Here is a 21,713-nt window from a genome sequence, read left to right as displayed (position 1 = left end):
CTAAACCCAAGGAGAGAACCCATGTCCCAGTGGCACGCCCTCTACTACCCGATCAAGGCCGGCTCCGAAGAGGCCGTGGCCGAGATCTTCCGCACCAGCGGCCGCCCGCAGTTCACGATCACCGACCCGCAGGGCAATGAGGTCGGCAAGCTGCTCGGCACGATGGCCTTCGTCGGCACCGAGATCGCCGTGCGCGTCATCGAGATCGAGGGGGACCTGCCGGTCGTCGCCGCGCACATGAGCCGGCAGCCGGCGGTCCGCGAGTTCGAAGACCGGCTGGACGGGCATCTGAAGGAGGAGCGCGACATGCGCTCACCCGAGGGTGCCCGGGCCTTCTTCCGCCGGGCCGGGATGCGCAATGTGCTGCTGCGCCGGCACGACGAGCCGATCGAGCAGGTGGCCTGATGGGTTCCACCGGCATGGCGGGTATGGCCGTCGGCGTCGGGTTGCCGCACAACCTTCCCGGTGTCGACGGCCCCGCCCTGCTGGAGTGGGCCACGCGCGCCGAGCGCCTCGGCTTCCACTCGCTCGTGACGACCGACCGGCTCGTCTATCGCGGCCACGAGAGCCTGGTGACGGTCGCGGCCGTCGCCGCGGTCACCTCCCGCATCCAGTTGCTCACCGGCGTGCTGATCGGCCCGGTGCACAGCAACACCGCGCTGTTGGCCAAGCAGACCGCCTCGATCGATGCGTTGAGTGGCGGCCGGCTCCGGCTCGGCCTGGCCGTGGGCGCTCGCCCCGACGACTACGCCGCGAGCGGGCTGCGTCCCGATGGCCGCGGCGCGGCGTTGGACCGGCAGATCGACGAACTGCGCCGCATCTGGGCCGGTGAGCGCCGCGGGATCGCCGGGCCGATCGGGCCCGCACCGGTCCAGGCCGACGGCATCCCGATCTTGCTCGGCGGCCAGAGTGCACCCGCCTTCCGCCGGGTGGCGGCCAAGGGCACGGGTTGGATCAGCGGCGGGGCCGGGCCCAAGGCGTTCGCCGGTGGCCTGGCCGCGATCCGCGGGATCCACGCCCAGGCCGGGCGCCCGTTCACCGGCCCGACGGCCGCGTTGGCGTATATCGCTCTCGGCAACAGCGCCGAGGCCGACGCCGACCGGTTCGTCACCGACTACTACGGCTTCGCCCCGCCGCTCGCGGCGATGATCCGCTCCGGCGTGCTGACCACCGAGCGCGCGCTCCGGGGGGCGGCAGCGGCATACGAGGAAATGGGGTGTGACGAGCTGATCCTCGTTCCGTGCGGAGCCGACCCGCGCACGCTCGAACTCGCTGCAGACGCGGCACTGCCAGTGGAAGCCCCCGTGTAGCTCAGTCGTTGCGGCATAGACAGCCGGAGGTGCACGCACCACAGACGGTCGCGGTGACCCGGCGTAGTCTTGCGTCTTGCGTCAATCTCGATCCTGCTCTTGAGTCTTGCCGCGCCCTCGCTAGCCCGCGCTGAGCCAGTTGACGACCCGGGTGCAATCCCGCCCGTCGAGGTTAGGTTAGGCAGGAAGAACTACACGATGCGTAAATCATTTCGACTTGCCGCCGTTGGCGGGCACGCTGCCGTGCTGCTGCCTGCTGCTTTGCTCGCGTCGGCCGGTGCGGACGAACCACCAGCCCGGCCACCGCTCGCTCTTCCTACGGCGTATCTCCAAGTTCAAGTCGACTCGCTTGTTCCTGAAGTCGACTCGCTCGGTGAGTTGGTGACCTATGGACAGCATCTCGCGCGGATCCGGATAGAGTCCGAGCAGACTTCCGAAATGAGTTCCGATGAGCGGCAGGATGCCTATGGGGTTGTTGGCCGACGGTTAACCTATAGCGTATTGGACACGCTGTGGTCGCAGTCGGGTGTGCAGCCATTGCCGAGCAGCGGCACGACCAATGGCAATGGGTGGCTTTACGATCACGGCACGTTGACCGCGATCAAAGCCGCCGATGTGCCGTGGCTGAGTGTTGGGCACGACTACCTGGTCATGTTCTCGTCAGTCCGGATCCCGCCCCAACTGCTTGCCGGGAACGCTCCTGCGGGATGGTCGATCGTAGCCCCTGAGACAGTTGTCGCGGCCGACGACGGAGTCTTTGGTCGAGGGGAACCGTTGAGCGGGGGGTCGCCGGTTCGGGCCCAACTCACCGGATTGACCAGAGCGCAGATCGTCGCGCTAGTCGGGAGCGCCAACCCGGACCGCACCGCGCCTGCCTATGCCGGCATCGACCCCTCCCGCGCGAAGGGCTGATGACCGAGCCTTATCCCTGGTCTCGTGGCCCGGCCGGTATTGATCGACGTCGGCCGGGCCCGGGGTCATCCCGGCCGGCGCCGCAGCTGTGGGGTCATCCGGCCAGCCTGAGGCGTTCGCTGACCTCGCGGACGTAGTCGACGACTGCAGAGCAGTCGAGGGCGCCGCGCCCGGAGGCAGTGGCCTCATCGAGCACCAACCGGCTCGCGGTCACCGCGGGGGTCGGGACGCCAGCGCCCGCACCGAGGTCCTCGGCGAGGGCGAGGTCCTTGCGCATCAGCGTGAGCCGGAAGTCGGCGCGCTCCCAGGCCTGCGCGGCGATCGCGCGGGTCTTGAACCGCATGACCGGCGAGCAGTAGCCGCTCTCGGCGATGGCGCCGAGAATCGTCTCGGTGGGAAGTCCGCTCCGTTCGGCGATGACGACCGCCTCGGCGAGCGCCTGCATCTGGACACCCATCAGCAGGTTGAGGGCGATCTTCAAGGTCGTGGCGGCGCCGTAGTCGCCGACGAAGCTGACCTGCTTGCCCAGATCCTGCAGGATCGGGCGCACCCGGTCCAGGCCGGACTCGGGGCCGGAGACATAGATCCGCAGCTCGCCGCTGGCGGCGTGGGCGTTGTTGCCGAGGACGGTGGTCTCCAGCAGGAGAATGCCGTCCTCGCCGACCTGCTCGGCGAAGGTGCGCGACCACTGCGGATCCACGGTGCTGAGATTGCACAGCGCCGTGCCGGCGGGCAGTGTGCGCGCCAGGCCGTGCTCGCCGAGGACGATGCCGGCGACGCTCTCCCCGTCGGCCACGCTGACAAAGGCGATGTCGGGCTCGGCGCGGCCGAGGTCGGTGATGGTCTCGGCCAGCGTCGCGCCGGCCTCGATCAGGGGGAGGGCCTTGGCGGGCGTGCGGTTCCACACGGCCACCTCGTGGCCCTGGTCGAGCAGGCGCCGGATCATGCCGGCGCCCATCGCACCGGTGCCGGCGAAGGCAATCCGGCTCATCGGGCACCCCGGGCGGCCAGCAGCTCGCCGATCCCGAGATCGGCGATGATGCGCGGGACGTCGTCGCTGATCCAGGACTCGACGACCACGCCGTCGACGATCCGGTGCATATCGGTGCCCTGCACTTCCACCGAGCGCAAGGTCGGCGGCACGCCGAAGAGCGGACCCTGGTGCGTGCCGGTGGTCCGGAACCGGTTGGCGACGAACTCGCCCTCGGCGACCATGTGCTCGATGGACACATGCCAGTCGGGGAAGGCATTGCGCCACAGGCCGATCGCCAGGTAGTAGCCGCTCGGGCCGGGCGGCAGGCTCAGTCCTGCGCCGCGGACCTGGTAGTCGGGGGCAAAGAGGTGGTCGAGGTCGGTGTTGCCGCGGTTCATGCCCTGCTCGGTGATGTGGCGGACGAGTTCCTTGTTGGCGTCGAGGGTGGCGTGGAGTGTCATGGTGGTCCCTTCGGAGACGGTGGTTCGGCCAGTCTGTGCGCCGGGAATCCCCCGCGGTTGGGCGGGGAGTCCCACGCCCGCGGGGAAGCTGGCCCGCCCGGCCGTGGGATCGTCCCGAACCCGTTTACCCGCCCGCCCCCGCTTGGCGAGGCTGGACGCACGCTCGTCGCCGACGAGCGCTATCGATGCGAGAAACGGAGAAGCCATGAAGAGCGAATGCATCGTCGTCACCGGCCGCGGGGGGCCCGAGGTCTTGCAGCGCGCCGAGCGGGACCACACCGCCGGACCGGGGGAGATCCTTATCCAGGTGATGGCCGCCGGAGTCTCCTATGGCGATGTCCTGGCCCGCGCGGGCGTCATCCCCGGCGGCCCGAAACCACCCTATGTGCCCGGGTTCGACGTGACCGGCACGGTCGTGGCGTGCGGCCCGGGCGTGACCAGCGTGCGGGTCGGCCAGCCGGTGACCGCGCTGGTGCGCGAGGGGGCCTACTGCGACCTGGTCGCCGTTCCGGCCGAGCGGGCCGTGCCCCTACCGGCCGGCCTCGATCCGATCGTCTGCGCCGCCGGGATCCTCAACTCGTTCATCGCCTGGCAGATGCTGCACCGTGTGGCGAAGGTCCAGCGCGGGAGCACGATCCTGGTCCACGGGGCCGCTGGTGGTGTCGGGCTGGCGCTGGTCCAGCTGGCCCGCCTCCACGGCGTCGAGGTCCTCGGCACCTGTTCGGCAGCCAAGGCCGAGATCGTCGCCCGCGAGGGTGCCCGGCCGATCGACTACGAAACCGAGGACGTCCTGCAGGTGGTCCGCGATGTCACCCAGGAGGGTGTCGCGGCCGCCTTCGACCACATCGGCGGCACCCACTTCCTGATCTCGTATGCCTGCCTTCGCTCGCCCGGCATCCTGGTCGCCTATGGCCAGGACCGGGCGCTGCGGAATGGCAAGAAGTTCATGCCCGCCGGCGTCGTCGGTTTCCTGGGTGGGATCATCGCGCCCAAACTGGTGCCGGACGGCAAGAGCACGACGTTCTACAACGCCTGGTCGCTGGAGACCTCCGAACCGCTCGCGTATCGCGCCGACTTGGCCCGGGTCATGGACCTGATGGCCCGTGGCCGGCTGCGCCCGATCCTCGCCGGGACCGTGGCGCTGGAGTCGGCCGCCGACGCGCACCGCGCCCTGGAGGGTCGCACGGTGCGCGGCAAGCTCGTGCTCGTCCCCGGGAAGGCGGCCTGACATGCGGATCCTGCTTATCGGCGCCGGCGGCGGACTTGACGAGGCATTCCTTCGCGAGGCCAGCCGCCGCGGCCACGAGATCATCCAGGACGGCAAACTCGAGCCGGTCGAGGGCCGCCACCGGGCGCTCTCGGCGGCCGGTCAGGGCTCGCGCTGGCTGCACGCGGCTTCGCCCATCGGTATGCCGCCCATCGGTATGCCGCCGGTCGGTATGCCGCCCGCCGTCACGCCGTCGGCCCCGGACGCCGTCGCGCTGCTGTTGCCGATCACCTCGCAGCGCACGACGCACGCCTGGTCGGAAGCCGTGGACCGGCTCGTCGAGCGCCTCGACGGGGCGCTCGGAACCCGGGTCCTCGCGCTGTCCTCCCCCCGGGTCGACACGCCGCAGGAGTCGCGGCTGCGCGCCGCGTGGGAGGCCTATATCGTCGAAAAGGTGCTTCGCAATCCGCTGCTGGATCTGGCCCGGATGGAGGCCGCCTTGCGCGCGAGCGACCTCTCCTGGACCGTCGTGCGCGCCATGCCGGTGCGCTCGGGGTCGGGCCAGGTAGGCGCCGACCGGGCTCGGAAGGACCTTGTCCGGATCGCCCGCGACACGCGGCTCTCCCGCCCACGAGGCTTGTCGGCACGGGCCCTGGCCGTAGCCCTGCTGGACGTCCTGGAGGATCCAGCCACCGAGCGGCGCATCGTCGAGGTTGGCTGATCGGCACCCCAACGAAGCCAACCAACCTCCCCGAGCCCCCGAGCCCGGTGTGACCGCGCGTGTGGTCACGCCGGGCTGGTTGCTGTCCGCCGGCCGCAATCGCCCGCAGGGGACGCAATACTCGCCCGTGGGGGGCTCGTGCCTTAGGCCACCTCAGGCCACCGCGGGCAGTCCGGAGACGACCGCGATCGCCTCGGCTCGGGACAGCCCGGTGACCGGCGGCTTGCCGCCGGCGGCCATCCGCAGGCCGACCCGGGTCTTGATCTCCGGGTCGTTGTAGAGCGGGCCGGGGGCATCGAGCATCATCATCGTGCGGGCCAGGCGCCGCCAGACCACCTCGTCGCTCCCCGCAACGGCGGCGAGCAGGCCGAAGCTCAACGGCGCCGCCGTGTTCGGGCCACCCGGCGGCGGGCCACCGGGAGGGCCGCCAACCCGTGGGCCACTGGCGGTGGGACCCGCGGGCCGGCCACCGGAGGGCGGACCCCCGGCGGGAGGCCCACCGACAGGCGGCCCGGCCGGGCGCCCGGCGGCGGCCGCCGACCACATCCCGATCCGGGCGGCGTCGTTGGCGCGGGCTTCGTCATACCAGGGCCGGTAGTGCTCGGCGGCGGCCGAGACCAACTCGGCGAACAGCGCCTCGCCGATCTCCTCGACCCCGGCGAGCCGGTCGGCGAGAGCCGCCGCATGGGTCAGTGCGAGGCTGACCCCGCGGCCGTATGCCGGATTGGTGGTGCACTGCGAGTCACCGACCCGCAGCAGCCCGGACACCTGGCCGGCGCCGTCATCGGCGATCGGAGTCCAGCTGTTGGCCAGCCCGCCCATCGCAAAGACATCGGATGCGGGCACCGAGACCGCCTTGTCCAGCCAGCCAGCGAGCAGTGGCGTCGCGGCCACCAGTGCGGTGAAGGCGTCGGCGTCGCGCAGCCCCTTGAAGACCTCGTCGCCCGGGCTGACACCCAGCGAGATCGTGAACGCATCGCCGTCGCCGAGGAAGAGGACGGCCGTGTAGCTGTCCCACACCCCGCCGGCGCCGAAGCCGCGGTTGAGCGGGCCACCCAGCCGGTCGCTGACCCGGCGGTAGTGCCGGGTGTAGTAGGTGATGCCCGAGGACTCGCTCTCCTCCTCCGGAACCGCAATTCCCTTCTCCGCCAGCCAGGTTCCGACAGGAGAACGTCGTCCGGCCGCGTCGATCACCAGGTCGGCGGTCACCACTTCACCGTCGTCGAGGACCACCCCGGTGACCCGGTTGCCGTCGAGCTGCAGCCCGCCAACCTTGGTGTCATAGCGGTGGACGACCGCGGAGCGGCTGGCGGCGTCGCGGTGCAGGGCCCACTCGAGGATGTTGCGCCGAGAAAGCAGCATGGTCAGCTCGGCGTCGCTGGCATCGCCCCGGAAGGGCTGCAGCGACGGCGGCGGCGGCTCGGCGAGGCCGATCTCGCGCACGCCGACGGCATACATCGCGGTCAGGGTGTCGGGGAAGCGCTCCCGGATGACGGCGCAGCCGGCGGAGGCGAAGGCGTGGCTCTGCCGGGCCTGCGGCACCGTCGGCCGGTCCCAGTCCCACAGGTCTTTGGGGGCTCCGGTCGGAGGGGCCGGGGCCCGCTCGATGATCGTGACCCGGTGGCCCTGCTCGGCGAGGGCGCAGGCGCAGGCGAGTGCGGCGATGCTGCCGCCGATCGTGACGATGTCCATCACGCGGCCTGCTCGGCGAGGGCGGCGGTCCAAAAGGCGTCCACCGCATACTGGTCCTCGGGAAGGGTCCAGAAGTCCTGGATCTTGCCGTTCACGATCGTCGAGATGTTGACGAACATCATCTCCAGGTGCTGGCTGTCGGTCCGATACTCGGTGTGCACCCGGGCGTATGCCGCCTCCTCGCTCGCCCCGAGGTCGAGGATCGTCATCGTGATCCGCCCCTGGGTGATCTCGAACATCTTCCCGGCGAAGCCGAGCGCCGACTCGATGCCGCTGTGGACGCCGGCAAGGGGGCTGGCCCCCGGGTAGAAGTGGGTGCAGTCCTCATTCCAGAAGGTCGCGGCCCGCTCGACGTCGCCGGTGAGGAAGGCGTCGTAGACCTGCTGCATGACCTTGAGGTTTTCCGCTGCGGACATGGGGATTCCTTTCTTCGAGGTTTCCCGGGGCCGACTGTGGCCCCGGAGTGGAGGGGGTGCGTTCACGCGGCCGGCCGGAGCAGCTGCTTGCCGAGGATCTCGGCGGCCGCAGCGGCGATGTCGCGGGCGGTCGGCAGGCAGGCGTCCTCCAGCGGCGGGCTGAACGGCGTCGGGACGGCGGGGGTGGTGATCCGGCGCGCGCCGGTGCGCAGAACGCCCGCCTCGGCGACGACGGCGGTGATCTCGCTGGCCAGGCTGCACACCGGGTAGCTCTCGTCGACGACGACCAGGCCGCCGGTGCGCCGCACGCTGGCGATGATCGTCTCGGTGTCGAGCGGGGCGAGGGTGCGGGGATCGATGACCTCGGCCGCAATGCCCTCGGCACTTAGGAGTTCTGCGGCGGCAACGGCCGTCGAGCGACAGCCCCCCAGGGCCACGATCGTGATGTCGTCACCGGGCCGGATCGTGTCGGCGACACCGATCGGCACGATGTAGTCGCCGTCCGGAACCTCGCCGCGCTGGAAGTACAGCATCTTGGGCTCGAGCACGACGACCGGGTCGTCATCGCGGATGGCCGCGGCGAGCAGGCCCTTGGCGTCGGCGGGAGTGGCGGGCGCGAGCACCTTCAGCCCGGGCAGGTGGGCGAAGAGCGGCGCGAGCACGGCCGAGTGCTGGGCGCCACGGCGCATACCGGCTCCGGTCAGGGCGCGCACCACCAGCGGCACGCTCGCCTTGCCGCCGGACATGAACCGCAGCTTCGAGGCCTGGTTGAGCAGTTGGTCGTAGCAGACGCCGACGAAGTCGACGAAGAGGATGTCGACCACCGGCCGCAAGCCGGTGGCGGCGGCACCCACGGCGGCGCCGACGAAGGCGGATTCGGTGATCGGTGCGTCCCAGATCTGCCGGGGCAGCACCTCGTTGAGGTCGCGGGTGGCCCCCCAGGCCCCACCGGACTCCCCGGCGCAGCCGGTTCCGCCGATTGTGTCTTCGCCGAAGCAGACCACGCGCGGATCGCGCTGCATCTCCCGCAGCAGGGCATCGCCCAGGGCGTCGCGATAGTTCATGACGGTCATGACGTGGTCTCCTTGACGGGAATCGGTGTGGCATAGACGTGCTGGGTTAGGTTGGCGGCGCTGGGGAAGGGCGCGTGCAGTGCGCGCTCGGAGGCGTGGGCGATCTGCTGCCAGGCCGTCTCGACGGCCGCGTCGATCTGCGCGGGGAGCAGCAGGCCACGCTCGGTGGCGAGGCGGCGGAAGACGGCCAGCGGATCCCGCTCGAGCCACTCCCGCTCGATCTCGCCCTCGCCACGGTAGGCCTGCCGGTCGAACCCCTCCATGTGGCCGAACAGCCGGGCCACGTGGCACTCCAGCAGAGCGGGGCCGGCGCCACTGCGGGCATGGCCGATCGCCCAGGCCGCGGCCTCGCGCACGGCGAAGTAGTCGCTGCCGTCGACGGTGCGCCCGGGGACGCCGTGCGCCTCGCCGCGCTGCCGCACCGGGATGCCCTGAAGATGAAACGGGGTGCCGGTCGCCTGGGCATAGCCGTTGTCCTCGACGACGAAGACGACCGGCAGATCCCAGACCGCCGCCAGCGTGAGGCTCTCGCTGACCGCCCCCTGGTTGACCGCACCGTCGCCGAGGAAGGCCACGGCGATGCCCCCGGTGGCGAGGTACTTCGCGGTCAGCGCCGCGCCGCAGGCCATCGGCACACCGCCGCCGGCGACACCATTTGCGCCGAGCATGCCGCGCTCGAAGTCGGCCACGTGCATCGACCCGCCGTAGCCCGCGCACACGCCGCCGGCGCGGCCGAGCACCTCCTCGAATAGCGCGACCGCGTCGCAGCCCTTGGCCAGGGCGTGACCGTGGCCGCGGTGGGTGCTGCTGATGTGATCGCGCTCGTCCAGGACCGAGCAGACGCCAACGGCGACGGCTTCGTGTCCGGCGGCCAGATGTACGGCACCGGGCACCTGCTCGGCGGCGGCCAACTCCTTGAGGCGCTCCTCAAAGGCGCGGATGGTGGCGATCATGGTGATATCCCGCAGCAGATCCGTCTGCTCCGGGGGTGCGCCGGCCTGGCCGGCGGCCTGGGGTGTCGTCGACGTGGTCACGGGAACTCCTTGGGTTGGAAGGGCTCTGGTGACCACCGTCGACCCGCGCGTTCCATTGCGCGTGGGGACCGGCACCCCGGGCGGCGCGGATGTTGTCCCGGCTCGCCGGGGACACGCGCCTACTGCGCATGGCCGCGCCGGCACGCACACGAACGAGCCCGGCGGACAGTGTCCGCCGGGCTCGTCGGGAGGGAGGGGAATGGGTCAGGAGGCCACGGACGCGCCGACGCGACGAGCCGGGGCGCGCCCGGTGCGCTGCCGGACGGCCTTGGGGAGGATGAAACCGACCGCGATCAGCCAGGCCAGCGACCCGAAGCGGCCGATCGGCAGCAGCGGGTCGAATCCGTGCGAGAGCAGGTCGAGGGTCGCGACTTCGCAGACGAGGGCGACGACCAGGCCCGCGAGGGCCAGCGGGCGTGGCACCAGCCGCAGGATGTATGCCGGGACGGCGACGCCCGCGACGAGCAGGCCGAGCGGTACGACATACCCGGCGCCGCCGGCGGCGAAGGCGAGGACGGTCAGCGCGGACAGGACCTCACCCGAGACCCCGCGGGCGGGGTCGCCGAGTTCGGCCGCGGCATACAGCGCGCTGGTCGAGATGAGCATGGCGGCGCTGGCGGCGACGCCGCCGAACATCGCGATCGACGGACCGGGCACCGTGATCCCGAGTCTCCGCAGGTGGGCATAGAGGGTCGCGGTGAGGATGCCGAGCGGAATGGCGGCTGCGAACTGCAGCAGTGCGGTGAGCCGGGCGGCATCAGCCGAGGTGTCGAAGTAGGCGCGCACCTCGCCGGGGATGGCGGTCGGGAGCACATAGCCCTGGTGTCCGGTGATCACCCCCGGCAGGGCAACGGCGGCGACGACGAGTGCCGTGGTGATGATCGCGAGCGCCCCGGCGTGGGGGCCGTTGGGGTGGCGCGGCTCAGGCCGAGCCGGCGTCCCGGCGCTCACCGGGGTGGAGATGGCCGAGGTGGTCATGACGTTCGGTCCTTCCTTCGGGAGTAGGGCACATATTGAATGATTCACTCTATACATGAATCTGTCAATGATCTATTCTCGGGAATATGCATTCCGTGTCGCGGCCCCCGGGAGTTGCCTTCTTGTTGGCCCAGATCGGGACCGAAGTCTCCCGGCGGTTTGGCGAGCGGCTGCTCCCGCTGGGGATCACCGCCGCGGATGCCGCCTGCCTGCGCATCGTCGCCACGGCGGGTCCGCTCAACCAGAGGCGGCTGGCCCATCGGCTGGGGATCGTGCCCAGCCGGGTGGTGTCACTGGTCGACTCCCTGGAGCGCCGCGGCCTGGTCGAGCGGCGGGTGGCGCGGGCCGACCGGCGCAGCCGTGAAGTGACGCTGACCGGTGCCGGTGGCGAGCTCTTCGGTCAGCTGCGCACGGTTGCCCAGGCTCATCAGGAGGAGATCGCCGCCGGGCTGGACGCGGATGAGGTGGCCCAACTTGCCGGGTTGCTCCGGCGCGTCGCGGCCGCTCGCGGGCTGAGCCCCGACTCCCAGCCTGGCCCCGGCGCCTGATTCCCATTCCCTGGCCGGGGTGGGACCTGGGCCCCTTGGGTATGGGCCCTCTCGACGTCAGGATCGAGATCAGGCGGGATTCCCCCGCCGCCGTGCTTCGACCAACAGCCGCCGTGCTTCGAACAGGAGATGCCACATGCGACGTTCACTCTTGGCCTGGGGCGACAACTCCAGCGCGCAATTGGGGCGCACCGGATTCGACGGTGCGCCCGCACCCATCCCCGTCGACCCCACCCGCGACGGCACCGCGATCAGCGCGCTGTCGACCGGCTGCGGCCACACGCTGGCCCTCCTCGACGACGGCACCGTCATCGGCTGGGGCCGCAACGTCTTCGGCCAGGCCGGCGGCGGCCGCCCGGGCGGCTACATCGAGCCGACTGCGGTGCCCGGGCTGCGCGAGATCGTCGCCGTCGCCGCCGGTGGTGGGCACTCGATCGCCCTTGATGGTGCCGGGCGCGTCTGGGGTTGGGGGGCCGGCTTCTTCGGCATGCTCGGTGGCATCGGCGACCAGGTCCACCCGCTCCCGCAGCCGATCGACGGCCTGGACGGGATCGTCTCGATCGCCGCCGGGGGCTCGCATAACCTGGCCGTGGCCGCGGACGGCACCCTGCTGATGTGGGGTCGCGACGACCACGGCCAGCTCGGGGACCCCGATCGCTCGTATGCCGCGGGGCGCCGCGTCGTGGAGTTCGCCGGGCAGCGATTCGAGACCCGCTTCGCGCCCGCGCCCGTCCCCGGTGTCCGTGACCCCCGGCTGATCGCCGCCGGCGGCGGCCACTGCGTCGTGACGACATCAACCGGGCAGGTGCTGACCTGGGGGTTCAACGACCGCGGCCAGCTCGGGCAGGGCGATGTGCTGGCGAGCGCGACGCCGCGTCCGCTCGCCGGCCTCGACGAGGTCACCTCCGTCGGCGCCGCCTATCACCACACGGTGGCGGCCTCCGGCGACGGATCGGTGTGGGCGTTCGGGCTGAACGACGGCGGGCAACTCGGTGACGGCGCCCGCCACGACCGGCTCAACCCCGTCAAGGCGATCGGCCTGCCGCCGGTCGCCGCGGTCGACGCCAATGGCGGCGGCTCCGACGTCCTGCCGGGCAACGCCGGCCACTCGCTCGCCCTCGCCGAGGACGGCAGCGTCTGGGAATGGGGCTACCTCGCCGAGGGTGAGGGCCAGGTCGACGCCGTCACCGCCGTCCCCACCCCCCGCCGGATCGAGCTTCCGGGCCCGGCCGACTCCGTGCACGCCGGCGGCGAGATCCCCGACATGTCCCGTCGCGCCACCGAGGGCGAGTATGCCGAGGAGCCCACCGGCGGGTTCTGCCTCGTCACGATCGAGGTGACCCCGTGAGCGACTCGACGTTGACCCTCAGCCGTCCCGCCGCGGCCGCGAGCGACAACCCCGGCTCACCCCAGGACGGCGCGGCCGAACTCGCCGCGGCGATGTTCCCCACCACCGTGCCCTGCCTGACGACGGTCGCGCGGCTCGGCGTGGCCGCGGCTCTCGACGCCGGCCCTCGGACCATCGGCGATCTCGCCGCCCAGGCCGGGTGCGACCCCGAGGCCCTCACCAAGGTGATCGCCGTGCTCGCCGCCGAGGGGATCTTCGCCCTGTCCCCCGACGGGACGGTCGCCCACACGCCTCGCAGCGAACCGCTCAGCCCGGCCCACCCGCGCAGCCTGCACGACATGGCGCTGCTTATCGGGGAGGAGTGGTTGTGGCGGTGCTGGGGTGTGCTGCCCGATGCCGTGCGCACCGGCGCCCCCGCGTTCGCGCTCGCCTTCGGCGAGAGCGCGTGGTCGTGGCTGCCCCGTCACCCCGACGCCGGCCGGGTCTTCCACGCGGCGATGGCGGCCTTCTCCCGAACCGTCTCCGACCAGCTCGTCGCCGCGTTGCCCGTGCTCGCGGGTGAGCGTGTGGTCTGCGATCTCGGCGGCGGCACTGGCACCTATCTCGCCGCAATCCTGCGCGCGAACACCTCCGTCGAGCACGGCATCGTGTTGGACGCCCCGGACGTCGTTGCGCAGGCCCAAGCCCACCCGGTCGACCCGGAGCTGTCCGCCTGCGGCCGGTTGCAGTTCACCGCTGGGAACTTCCTGGAGCAGGTCCCCGCGGCCGACCTCTATGTCGCCAAGCAAATCATCCACTCCTGGACCGACGACGATGTCATCGCGCTGCTGCGAGTGGTCCGCGAGGCCAACCCACGTGCCCGCGTGGTCATCGCCGAGTTCGTCGCGGATGCGTCCTCGCCGCGCTTTGCCCGCGACTTTGACCTGACGATGTTCCTCACCATGCCCGGTGCGGTCCGCCGCGCCGAGGACCTCGAGCGGATCGTCGCCGCAGCCGGTTTCGAGTTGGTGGGCATCCACGCGACCGCAAGCACCCTGAGCCTGATCGAGGCGCGGCCGAGGGGGGCCGAATGACCCGGCACTCGAACTTGCCCGGCACCCGGGACCGGGCCGGGAGGCACGCGGCCGGCGCCGGCCCCCGGTCCGGGCTCGGCGGGCGGCCCCCGTGCGCACTAGGGTCGAGCAGGTGGGTGGCGTTGAGCGATGGGCCGCGCTGGCTCAGGTGCAGGTGCGCGCTCCCGCGCTCGGTCCCGACGACCTCCCGCACACGCCGGCACCCGGCCGCCCGGGCCGCCTGGCCGCGCTGTGGCAGGTCGACCGGCTAAGGGCCGCGGTCACCGCGGCCGCCCCCGCGCTGGCCGGCGAGATCGACAGCTGCCTGGCCGACCCGGCCAGCGGTGGGGAGGACCGGCTGGCGGCCGCGCTGCATCGGTATGCCGTGCGGGCCACCACTCGGGCCACCCCGCGTGGGTTGCTGGCCGCGGTCGGGTTCACCACCTGGGGTGACGCGACCGCAGCCGCTCCCGGGACGGGCCGGCTGGCGGCGTGTTCCGGGGTCGCCGCGCGCGTGTCGGCGCCGGAACCCGCGCTGATCGTCGCGAACCCGTCGCTGATCGTGCGCCCGACCGAGCAGGTCGCGACCTTCCAGGTCCCCGGGGACGATGCCGAGCGGGCGCTGCGGCTCTCCCCGGCGGCGCTGGCCCGGCTCGCGGCATGGACGACACCGGCGACCCGCGCCGAGGCGCCGTTCGCCCCGGAAGAGGTGACCGCGCTGCTCCGCGCCGGCGCCCTCGTCGACACCACCCGCCCCACGGCACCCCAGGCCCGGCCGGAAGGCGCCGGTCCCGAGCGCCACGACGGCGGCGACGAGCTGTGCTGGGTCGAGGCCCCCGTGATCGCGCACGAGACCCGGCGCCGCCTCGAGAAGGCGATGACCGCGCTGTCGCGGCTGGGCCAAGCGCTGCCGGCCGATCCGGCGCTGCGGCGGTATGCCGCGGCATACGAGGCGATCTTTGGCACCGAGGTGACTCCGCTGGATCGGGTGGTCGATCCGGTGCTCGGGCTGGGGCGTCCGCCGCCTAGGGTGATCCGGTGGGCACGGCTGCCCGAGGACACCTCCGTCGACGACGAGTTGCACCGGGCCCGGGTGGCGGCGGCGACCGAGGCGCTGCGCGCCATACCCGATCTCGCTCGTGCACAGGGAGTCGAGGAGCAGGTCGCCGACGACCTGCTCGAGGAGGTCCGGTCCCAGCTGGACCTGCTGACCGGCGAACACGAGGACATCGACGAGGCCAGCGCTCGCTCGGAGCAGGCCCGGACGCTGCGGCTGGCCGTGATCGCCCACAAGCGCCGCACCGTGGTGCATCTGCGCGACCAGGGCGTCATCGATGACACCGTGCTGCGCCAGCTGCAGGCCCACCTCGACGGCGAGGAGATCCGGCTGCGCCCCCTGGCAGACTGCCCGCATGACGACAACGACGTGCACCTTCACCGTGAGCGGGACCGAGCCGGTGGACTACCGGCCGGAGATCTCCACCGCGTTGCCGCTGGGGATCATGCACATGGTCAAGGAGTATGCCGGTGATGTCACCGGCCGCAGCATCACCACGGCGTCATCGTTCCCGGCAGCGGCACCGGTGATCTGGCCGGGATCACCGGCACCGTGCGTCTCGACATCGACCCCGACGGCACCCACCACTTCACGTTCGAGCATTCCCTGGACTGAAGTGAGGGGCCAACGCTGAAGTTCAGCGTTGCATGTTGCGGTCGGCGTTGGCGTGGATCGCGTCGCGGACGTATGCCGCCAGGCCGGGCGCGAGGTCCTCGTAGGTCGCGGTGAACCTCGGGTCCGCGACATACATGTCGCCGAGGCCGCGGTGCATCGCGTAGGACACGTCGTAGAACCGGTCGTGGATGTGCTGCCGGTGTTGCTCGGCCGCGTCCATCGCCGCCGCGCTGGTTGCGGGTTCTCCGGACGCCATGGCGGTGACGAACGCTGCGTTCACGGCGTCCTGCTCGGCCTTGACCGTCGTCCAGTCGTCCTTCGTGTAGCGCGCGGTGCGCTCCCGGGACTGGCTCCAGGCGGGGGTGTCACCCCAACGGTGCTCTGCCTCAGCGGCATACGACTCGTCGAAGGTGTCTCCGAAGAGGGCCCTCAGGTCCTCGGTGGTTGCGGGCTGGTTGCTCATCTCTGCCTCCAATGCGTGATCGAGTGCCTCGACGAGTTCGCGCAACTCCTCCAGGCGGGACGTGACCGCCGCGCGTTGACGACGCAGGTGCTCGACCAGGTTGCCTTCTCCGGCAAGGAGTTCGGCGATCTCGTCGAGCCCGAACCCAAGGCGGCGATAGACCACCACGGTGGCCAGCCGCTCCAGGTCGCTCTCGGTATAGAGCCGGTAGCCGGCGAAGGTCCGCTCACTGGGGGTGAGCAACCCGAGGTCGTCGTAGTGGTGCAAGGTGCGCACCGTCACGCCGAACCGCTCGGCAACCTGCCCGACCGTGAGCAGATCGGGTGTCGTCTCGGTCATGGAAAACACTGTGCCGCCTCACGTTGCGTGAGAGTCAAGCCGACCCGCGTCAGGTCATCACCAGCAAGCTGTGCCTCGACCAGCCTCGTGTGCGAGTGAACCCGAGCTGCCGGTAGAAGCCGGCGACGCCGAAGGTCTCGCCCACGCTGATGCTGCGCAGGCCGGCGGCCCGGGCGAGCGTCATGGCCGACCGGACCAGGTCAGCGCCGACTTCGAGCGGTGCATCCGGTGTGACACACAGGGTTTCGGGTGTTTCTCGTTATCCGTCGCTCGGGTGAACGGCGGAGTCTGGGGGGCGCCGAGGTCAGGCGCGGGCAGCGTGGGCGCCGGCGTGGTGGCGCAGCCGGGAGCCATCGGGGAGGACGAATTCGCCGAGGGGGGCAACGATTCCGTCGAGCCAAGCAGCGAGCCGGGCGCCGTCGGCGCCCCATTCGGCCCGGATCCGCGGATCCTGTAGGGCTTCGGTGAAGAAGGCCGCGCGGGCATACGACAGCACGAGCCGGTCGACGGCGGCCGGCAGCTCGGGGGTGCCGGTGCATCGCGCGAGCGCTCCGAGATAGAGCACCGCCTGGTGGCTATAGACGTGGTATGCCGCGAAGCACCGGTCGGCGGAGAAATAGCGGGGCAGCGCGACTCCGGGCATCGCCCACGGCACCGAGGCCGTGGCGCTGTCGGCATCGACATAGTCCGGGCGGAACAGTGCCCGGGCCAGCGAAATGTCGTTGAGTTTCTGGTGCAATGCCTCGTGCTGCAGCAACTCGGCGGCGAGGAAGCGGTCGTCGAAAAGGGTGGAGTTGACAAAGACGACCAGAGGCGCAGCGGTGGCGAAAGCGCTCGCCAGGTCGCCGTCGAACAGGCCAAGGATCGGCGCGCACGCGAGGACGTCCGCGCTCAGCACCGGGACGGCCCGCCGCAGGAACGCGACGGCCGCCGCGCGGCCGGTGCGTTGCCCGTCACTCGGTGCGGCGATGCGGATGTCGCTGCCTTCCGGGCGCCCGGACATGGTCTCCCCGAAGCGGCGCACCAGCGTCTCCGCGACCGGGTCACCGGCCCAGGCGTGCGCGAACTCGCAGCCGGCGCCGGCGCTCCACGCGGCCGCGTCGATGGCGAGGGCATCGGGGACGGCGGTGTCGCCAACCTGGGCATGGCGGCGCACCGAGTCCACCGCGGCGTCCACCTCACCGCGCAGCAACTCGGTGAGGGCGGCATCGAGGGCGGCCCGCCGCAGGCTCTCCAGTTGTGGCGCCGGCTGGGCCGCGAGCGCGGCGGGCTCGATTGCGAGCGCGTCGGCGATCACCCTCCCGAGGCCACGGTAGTAGGTGGCTGCGGTGGCACTGATCGCCGCACCATTGCCGAACGGCCCGGTCACACAGTAGTTTTCCAGGTCGGTCGTGAGTCGGTCGGCTCGGGCGAGCAGATCGGACTCGATCGTTGCGAGGGTCATGCCGGGCTCCTCGATTCGAGGGTAATCAGTTCGGCCTCGAGCAACCGCCCGATACGCCCGTCGACGATCTCCGTGGCGTCGGGGCGCTCGCCCAGCACGGTGCGGGCGTGCTCGGTGATCTCGCCGGCCGACCGGCCGTCGCACAGTTCGAGGACCAACCAGGTCAGCCGGTCCAGGACGTGGACGCCGACCGGGGCGCTGGAGAAGACGAACGCGGCCGAGTGATCGGCATACGGAGCAAGCTGCCAGCCTGGGGTGCGGTGCGGAACGGTGGCCGGGGAGATCCCGGTTGCTGTCCGCACGCTGTCACCGCGCAGACTGCAGTGTGGCCCAGAGGATTCCGGGAGACTCGAAGTTGGCCAGGTCGAGCGCCTCCTCGGGGAAGGTCACCCCGTAGCGCTCCTCCAGCTCGGCGAGCAGGCCGACAGTCGAGATCGAGTCGAGCCCGTAGTCGCGCAGCGACGTGGAGGCGGTCAGGGCCTCACTTGGGTCGAGGAAGGGAAGGAAGCCGCGCAGCGTGGTCTCGAAGTCGGCGTCCCAGGTGGTCACAGGTGTCGTGGTCATGACCCGAATTCTTCGCAGCCCTGTCAACCGCCGGCCACCCCAGCCGACCACTACGTTCCCTCCGGCGCGCTGTCCTAGGACCTAGGGGTCTGCCTGCTTATGTCGGGGTCCCCGCAAGGTATCGGAGCGAGCTTGTGAGCGTAGAACTTTGTGGGGTGACTGAGGGGTCGCCGCTGGGGTCGCGCCCGGTTGTCCGCCCAACCATCACCCGGCGAAGCTCAGGCCGCGCAGCATATTTGCCCGCTGTGTCGGCAATTGAAGGGATAGCGACGATGACCGCAGAACACTCGATTCACGCGCGCTTCAGCGCCGGCCTCGCGCGATCCGCGCACCGGCCGGCGTTGCGAATCGGCGAGCGCTCCTGGACCTATCAGCAGGTCCACGATCTGGCCCTGACTTGGGCCGAGCGGATCCTTGAGGTGACCGGGCCCGAGCGGGAACGCCCGGCCCGCGTCGGCCTGCTGTGCGGCCGCGGCCCGGAGGCCTATGTCGGGATTCTCGCCACCTTGTATGCCGGGGCCACGGTTGCCCCGTTGCTGGCCGACTTCCCGGCCGAACGCACTGCCGCAATGGTCGCCGACCTCGACCCCGACCTGGTGCTGCTCGACCCGGCCGGTGCGAAGGTGTGGCCGCAGGTCGGCTCGGCGGTTGCGACGCTGGCGACCGGGACGGTGCCCGAGCACGTCGATGTGCGGCCGCGGCTGAAGCAGCCGGTGTGGCGCGGCGCGAACGACGACGCCTATGTGTTGTTCACCTCCGGCTCGACCGGGCGACCCAAGGGCGTCCGGTTGACGCACGGGAACCTGACCACCTACTTCGCCTTCACCGACGCGGAATACGGCTGGGGCGCACACGATGTCTTCGCCCAGGCGGCAAACCTCAACTGGGACTCCAGCGTTTCCGACGTCTGGTCGGCCTGGGGCGTTGGCGCGCCGCTGGTGCCGATCCCGACGCACGCCTACCGCAACCTGCCTGCGTTCATCAACGTCAACAGCATCACCGTGTGGTTCTCGGCGCCGAGCGTCGTCGGGCTGGTCCGGCGCACCGGCAACCTCACCCCGGGCTGTATGCCGTGGCTGACGCACGTCATCTTCGGCGGCGAGGCGCTGTTGTGCAGCGACACCGCCGAATGGCAAGCGGCGGCACCCAAATCGCAGATCATCAACGTCTACGGGCCGACCGAGACGACGATCACCACGCATCGGCATACCTGGCAGCCCGGGGTTTCCGACGTGCAGGCGGTCAACGGTGTCGTCCCGATCGGCGCTGTCCAACCGGGGGCGCGGGAACGGTTGGTGCCGCTCGACGACGGCGCCTGGAACACCGGCGAGCTGTGGCTCGGCGGGGAGCAGGTCAGCGCGGGCTACGTCCGCAGCGAGCAGGAGCAGGGTCGCTACGTGCTGCGGGATGGGCAGGTCTGGTATCGCACCGGCGATGTCGTGCGCCGCCTGCCCAGCGGGGAGCTGGCTTTCCTCGGCCGGGTCGACAACCAGGTCCAGATCCACGGGCTGCGAGTGGAACTCGGCGACATCGAGCACGCGCTGCGAGCGGTCCCCGGTGTCCAAGAGGTCGTCGTCGTGGGCGTGCCGAGCGATGGCACCACCCAGCTGCGGGTCTTCTACACCGGAAGCGAGGTGGCCGCCGTCGACTTCAACCGGACGCTGCAACAATCCTTGCCGATGCAGCTGATCCCGCGCTGGTATCGCCGGGTGCCGGAGTTCCCGTTGAACTCCAACCGGAAAATCGACCGGAAGGAATTGCAGCTGCAGGCGTCCGGATCCTAGGGCGGGTGGGCTCTCTAGGGGTGTGCCGCTGCCCGGCGAGACGCGACGCCGGGCGGGAGGCCACCCCTTCCGTCCACACTTAAGGATCACCGCATGTCGTCCTCAACCATGTCGTCACGCCGGGTCCGAGCCCGATGGCTCTCCCTCACGACGGCCGCCGCAGCCGTGGCCGCGGTCGGGCTCACCAGCGTTGCCTCCTCGGCGACCGCAGATCCCAACCAATTCTTCACCTCCTCCACATCCTGGGAGAACTACGGCAACGACGTCTTCAACACGCGGACAAGCTTCTTCGAGAGGAAGATCAACTCGACGACGGCGAGCCGGCTGAAGGTCAAATGGACCTTCAAGACCCGCGGCGACGTGTCGGTGACTCCGACCGTCAGCAAGGGCGCGATCTACTTCTCCGACTGGAGCGGCTGGCTCTACAAGGCCGACGCCAAGACCGGCCGCAAGATCTGGGAGCGGTATGTCCCCGACTTCACCGGCAACCCGGAGTCGGTGGCCCGCACCAGCCCGGTCGTCGACACAGCGCGCAACGCGATCTATATCACCGACTGGACCGAGGCCAACCTGATGTCGGTCGACCTGTCCACCGGCGCCCTGAAGTGGATCAAGCGGATCGACACGCAATACAAGTCGGTGTTGACGATGGCGCCGCTGCTCTACAACGGCAAGCTCTACCAAGGGGTGTCCTCCCGCGAGTCGGAGTTCGCCTGGGACACCACCCACGAGTGCTGCACCTTCCGCGGCAATGTCAACGCGATCGACGCCAACACCGGGGCGATCATCTGGAAGAAGTACGTCGTCCCCGACAACGGTGGGGTCCCTGGGGGCTACAGCGGTGCCCCGCTGTGGGGTGCGCCGACGGTCGACCCGACAACCAACACCGTGTACTTCACGACCGGCCAAAACTACTCGCTGCCGCAATCGGTCTATGACTGCCAGGACAATGGCGGCACGCCGGCCGAATGCCACGACCCGGACAACCACTACGACTCGGTCCTCGCCTATGACGCCAGGAATGGCGACCTGAAGTGGGCCAGCGGCAAGCGCACCTTCGACGCGTGGAACGCCGCGTGCGTGCCCGGCCTGCCGCCGAACAACTGCCCGCAGAACCCGGGAGACGACTACGACTTCGGCGACGGCGCGCACCTGATGCTGATCAACTACCAGGGCCGGCTGCGCAAGGTCATCGGCGCCGGCCAGAAGTCCGGCCAATATTGGATGATGGACGCCAACACCGGCACGGTCTTGTGGAACGCCGCCCCCGGCCCCGGAGGCCACATCGGCGGCATCATGTGGGGCACCGCCTGGGACATGAAGCGGATCTATGTCGCCGAGGCCAACTTCAACAAGACGCCCTACCAGCTGGCCAATGGCCAGACGACGACCCACTCCTCGTATGCCGCGCTCGACCCGTCGACCGGCCGCGTGCTCTGGCAGGTGGCGGACCCGGCCGACGGCTGGGCCTGGGCGCCGCTGACGGTCGCCGGGGACGTCGTCTTCGGCGCCAACACTGCCGGTGACATGTATGCCATGAACACCCGGGACGGCAGCATCCTGTGGACCTTCAAGCCGCCCTACAGCACGGTCGGAGGTCCCTCGGTCGTCGACGGAACCGTTTACTGGGGCAATGGCTACAACCGGTTCAAGTATGGCGCCGGCACCACGGGTAGCAACACCGAGGGCACCCTCTACGCGTTCAGCGTCGACGGCCGCTGA

Annotated in this window: 24 protein-coding genes; 12 read left to right on the top strand and 12 right to left on the bottom strand. The window is 70.7% G+C overall.

The features are described 5' to 3' along the window. Positions 1–21 precede the first annotated feature (21 nt). From V9G19_RS02570 to V9G19_RS02560, 3 genes are all read left to right on the top strand, one after another. Positions 22–405: a SchA/CurD-like domain-containing protein gene (locus tag V9G19_RS02570; RefSeq protein WP_462283934.1), complete on the top strand. Its 384-nt coding sequence runs from the start codon at positions 22–24 to the stop codon at positions 403–405. Further along, positions 405–1,310 carry an LLM class flavin-dependent oxidoreductase gene (locus V9G19_RS02565; RefSeq protein WP_462283933.1) on the top strand — a complete coding sequence of 302 codons (906 nt, stop codon included), beginning with the start codon at positions 405–407 and terminating at the stop codon, positions 1,308–1,310. The genes V9G19_RS02570 and V9G19_RS02565 overlap by 1 nt, the downstream gene beginning before the upstream one ends. A 198-nt stretch (positions 1,311–1,508) precedes the next feature. Then, positions 1,509–2,222, top strand: a complete 714-nt coding sequence (locus V9G19_RS02560; protein ID WP_462283932.1) for a hypothetical protein — start codon at positions 1,509–1,511, stop codon at positions 2,220–2,222. Between the two features lie 94 nt (positions 2,223–2,316). Here V9G19_RS02560 and V9G19_RS02555 read toward each other — a convergent pair whose 3' ends face one another. Both V9G19_RS02555 and V9G19_RS02550 read right to left on the bottom strand, forming a co-directional pair. Then, positions 2,317–3,213: an NAD(P)-dependent oxidoreductase gene (locus V9G19_RS02555; protein ID WP_462283931.1), complete on the bottom strand. Its 897-nt coding sequence runs from the start codon at positions 3,211–3,213 to the stop codon at positions 2,317–2,319. Further along, the gene (locus V9G19_RS02550; RefSeq protein ID WP_462283930.1) at positions 3,210–3,656 is read right to left on the bottom strand and encodes an ester cyclase; all 447 of its coding nucleotides are present in this window, start codon (positions 3,654–3,656) and stop codon (positions 3,210–3,212) included. Before V9G19_RS02550 ends, V9G19_RS02555 begins: the two co-directional genes overlap by 4 nt. 205 nt (positions 3,657–3,861) lie before the next feature. Here V9G19_RS02550 and V9G19_RS02545 point away from each other — a divergent pair, with 205 nt between their 5' ends. Then, entirely contained in the window at positions 3,862–4,884 is a 1,023-nt protein-coding gene (locus V9G19_RS02545; RefSeq protein ID WP_462283929.1) for a zinc-binding dehydrogenase, read from the top strand. 1 nt (position 4,885) lies between these two features. Beyond that, positions 4,886–5,584, top strand: coding sequence for an NAD(P)-dependent oxidoreductase (locus V9G19_RS02540; protein ID WP_462283928.1), 699 nt, complete (start codon positions 4,886–4,888; stop codon positions 5,582–5,584). Positions 5,585–5,737: 153 nt separating this feature from the next. Here the strand turns inward: V9G19_RS02540 and V9G19_RS02535 are convergent, their stop codons facing one another. From V9G19_RS02535 to V9G19_RS02515, 5 genes are all read right to left on the bottom strand, one after another. Next, complete coding sequence (locus V9G19_RS02535) at positions 5,738–7,276, bottom strand: FAD-dependent oxidoreductase (protein ID WP_462283927.1); 1,539 nt, start codon at positions 7,274–7,276, stop codon at positions 5,738–5,740. After that, positions 7,276–7,692: a nuclear transport factor 2 family protein gene (locus tag V9G19_RS02530; protein ID WP_462283926.1), complete on the bottom strand. Its 417-nt coding sequence runs from the start codon at positions 7,690–7,692 to the stop codon at positions 7,276–7,278. The genes V9G19_RS02535 and V9G19_RS02530 overlap by 1 nt, the downstream gene beginning before the upstream one ends. A gap of 62 nt (positions 7,693–7,754) precedes the next feature. Then, positions 7,755–8,765 carry an alpha-ketoacid dehydrogenase subunit beta gene (locus V9G19_RS02525; RefSeq protein WP_462283925.1) on the bottom strand — a complete coding sequence of 337 codons (1,011 nt, stop codon included), beginning with the start codon at positions 8,763–8,765 and terminating at the stop codon, positions 7,755–7,757. Then, positions 8,762–9,799 (bottom strand): thiamine pyrophosphate-dependent dehydrogenase E1 component subunit alpha, encoded by a 1,038-nt coding sequence (locus V9G19_RS02520; protein WP_462283924.1) that lies wholly within the window; start codon positions 9,797–9,799, stop codon positions 8,762–8,764. Before V9G19_RS02520 ends, V9G19_RS02525 begins: the two co-directional genes overlap by 4 nt. Before the next feature lie 204 nt (positions 9,800–10,003). Continuing rightward, positions 10,004–10,777, bottom strand: a complete 774-nt coding sequence (locus V9G19_RS02515; protein ID WP_462283923.1) for a hypothetical protein — start codon at positions 10,775–10,777, stop codon at positions 10,004–10,006. Positions 10,778–10,863: 86 nt separating this feature from the next. Here V9G19_RS02515 and V9G19_RS02510 point away from each other — a divergent pair, with 86 nt between their 5' ends. The 5 genes from V9G19_RS02510 (at position 10,864) to V9G19_RS02490 (ending at position 15,397) form a co-directional block, all read left to right on the top strand. After that, entirely contained in the window at positions 10,864–11,325 is a 462-nt protein-coding gene (locus V9G19_RS02510) for a MarR family winged helix-turn-helix transcriptional regulator (protein WP_462283922.1), read from the top strand. A gap of 136 nt (positions 11,326–11,461) precedes the next feature. Beyond that, positions 11,462–12,673 (top strand): RCC1 domain-containing protein, encoded by a 1,212-nt coding sequence (locus V9G19_RS02505; protein WP_462283921.1) that lies wholly within the window; start codon positions 11,462–11,464, stop codon positions 12,671–12,673. Then, positions 12,670–13,746, top strand: coding sequence for a methyltransferase (locus tag V9G19_RS02500; protein WP_462283920.1), 1,077 nt, complete (start codon positions 12,670–12,672; stop codon positions 13,744–13,746). Before V9G19_RS02505 ends, V9G19_RS02500 begins: the two co-directional genes overlap by 4 nt. Positions 13,747–13,858: 112 nt before the next feature. After that, positions 13,859–15,256 (top strand): lantibiotic dehydratase, encoded by a 1,398-nt coding sequence (locus tag V9G19_RS02495; protein WP_462283919.1) that lies wholly within the window; start codon positions 13,859–13,861, stop codon positions 15,254–15,256. 30 nt (positions 15,257–15,286) lie between these two features. Then, positions 15,287–15,397: a DUF3224 domain-containing protein gene (locus tag V9G19_RS02490; protein WP_462284280.1), complete on the top strand. Its 111-nt coding sequence runs from the start codon at positions 15,287–15,289 to the stop codon at positions 15,395–15,397. Between the two features lie 22 nt (positions 15,398–15,419). On the opposite strand, the gene V9G19_RS02485 is transcribed toward V9G19_RS02490, so the two are convergent. The 5 genes from V9G19_RS02485 to V9G19_RS02465 all read right to left on the bottom strand — a co-directional run bounded on the left by V9G19_RS02485 (position 15,420) and on the right by V9G19_RS02465 (position 18,207). Then, positions 15,420–16,199: a MerR family transcriptional regulator gene (locus V9G19_RS02485; protein WP_462283918.1), complete on the bottom strand. Its 780-nt coding sequence runs from the start codon at positions 16,197–16,199 to the stop codon at positions 15,420–15,422. Between the two features lie 49 nt (positions 16,200–16,248). Beyond that, positions 16,249–16,383, bottom strand: a complete 135-nt coding sequence (locus V9G19_RS02480; RefSeq protein ID WP_462283917.1) for a hypothetical protein — start codon at positions 16,381–16,383, stop codon at positions 16,249–16,251. Between the two features lie 120 nt (positions 16,384–16,503). Beyond that, positions 16,504–17,643, bottom strand: coding sequence for a hypothetical protein (locus V9G19_RS02475; protein WP_462283916.1), 1,140 nt, complete (start codon positions 17,641–17,643; stop codon positions 16,504–16,506). Then, entirely contained in the window at positions 17,640–17,945 is a 306-nt protein-coding gene (locus V9G19_RS02470; protein ID WP_462283915.1) for a hypothetical protein, read from the bottom strand. Before V9G19_RS02470 ends, V9G19_RS02475 begins: the two co-directional genes overlap by 4 nt. Before the next feature lie 4 nt (positions 17,946–17,949). Beyond that, on the bottom strand, positions 17,950–18,207 hold the full coding sequence (locus tag V9G19_RS02465) for an acyl carrier protein (protein WP_462283914.1): 258 nt from the start codon (positions 18,205–18,207) through the stop codon (positions 17,950–17,952). A gap of 272 nt (positions 18,208–18,479) precedes the next feature. On the opposite strand from V9G19_RS02465, the gene V9G19_RS02460 reads away from it, so the two are divergent. Together V9G19_RS02460 and V9G19_RS02455 are read left to right on the top strand one after the other, a co-directional pair. Continuing rightward, a complete protein-coding gene (locus V9G19_RS02460) occupies positions 18,480–19,991 on the top strand; it encodes an AMP-binding protein (protein ID WP_462283913.1) in 1,512 nt (503 codons plus the stop codon). Between the two features lie 93 nt (positions 19,992–20,084). Continuing rightward, the gene (locus V9G19_RS02455) at positions 20,085–21,713 is read left to right on the top strand and encodes an outer membrane protein assembly factor BamB family protein (RefSeq protein WP_462283912.1); all 1,629 of its coding nucleotides are present in this window, start codon (positions 20,085–20,087) and stop codon (positions 21,711–21,713) included.

The organism is Nostocoides sp., from assembly GCF_037045025.1.
Lineage (GTDB): Bacteria > Actinomycetota > Actinomycetes > Actinomycetales > Dermatophilaceae > Nostocoides_A.
This window is presented reverse-complemented; position numbering and strand designations above follow the sequence as displayed.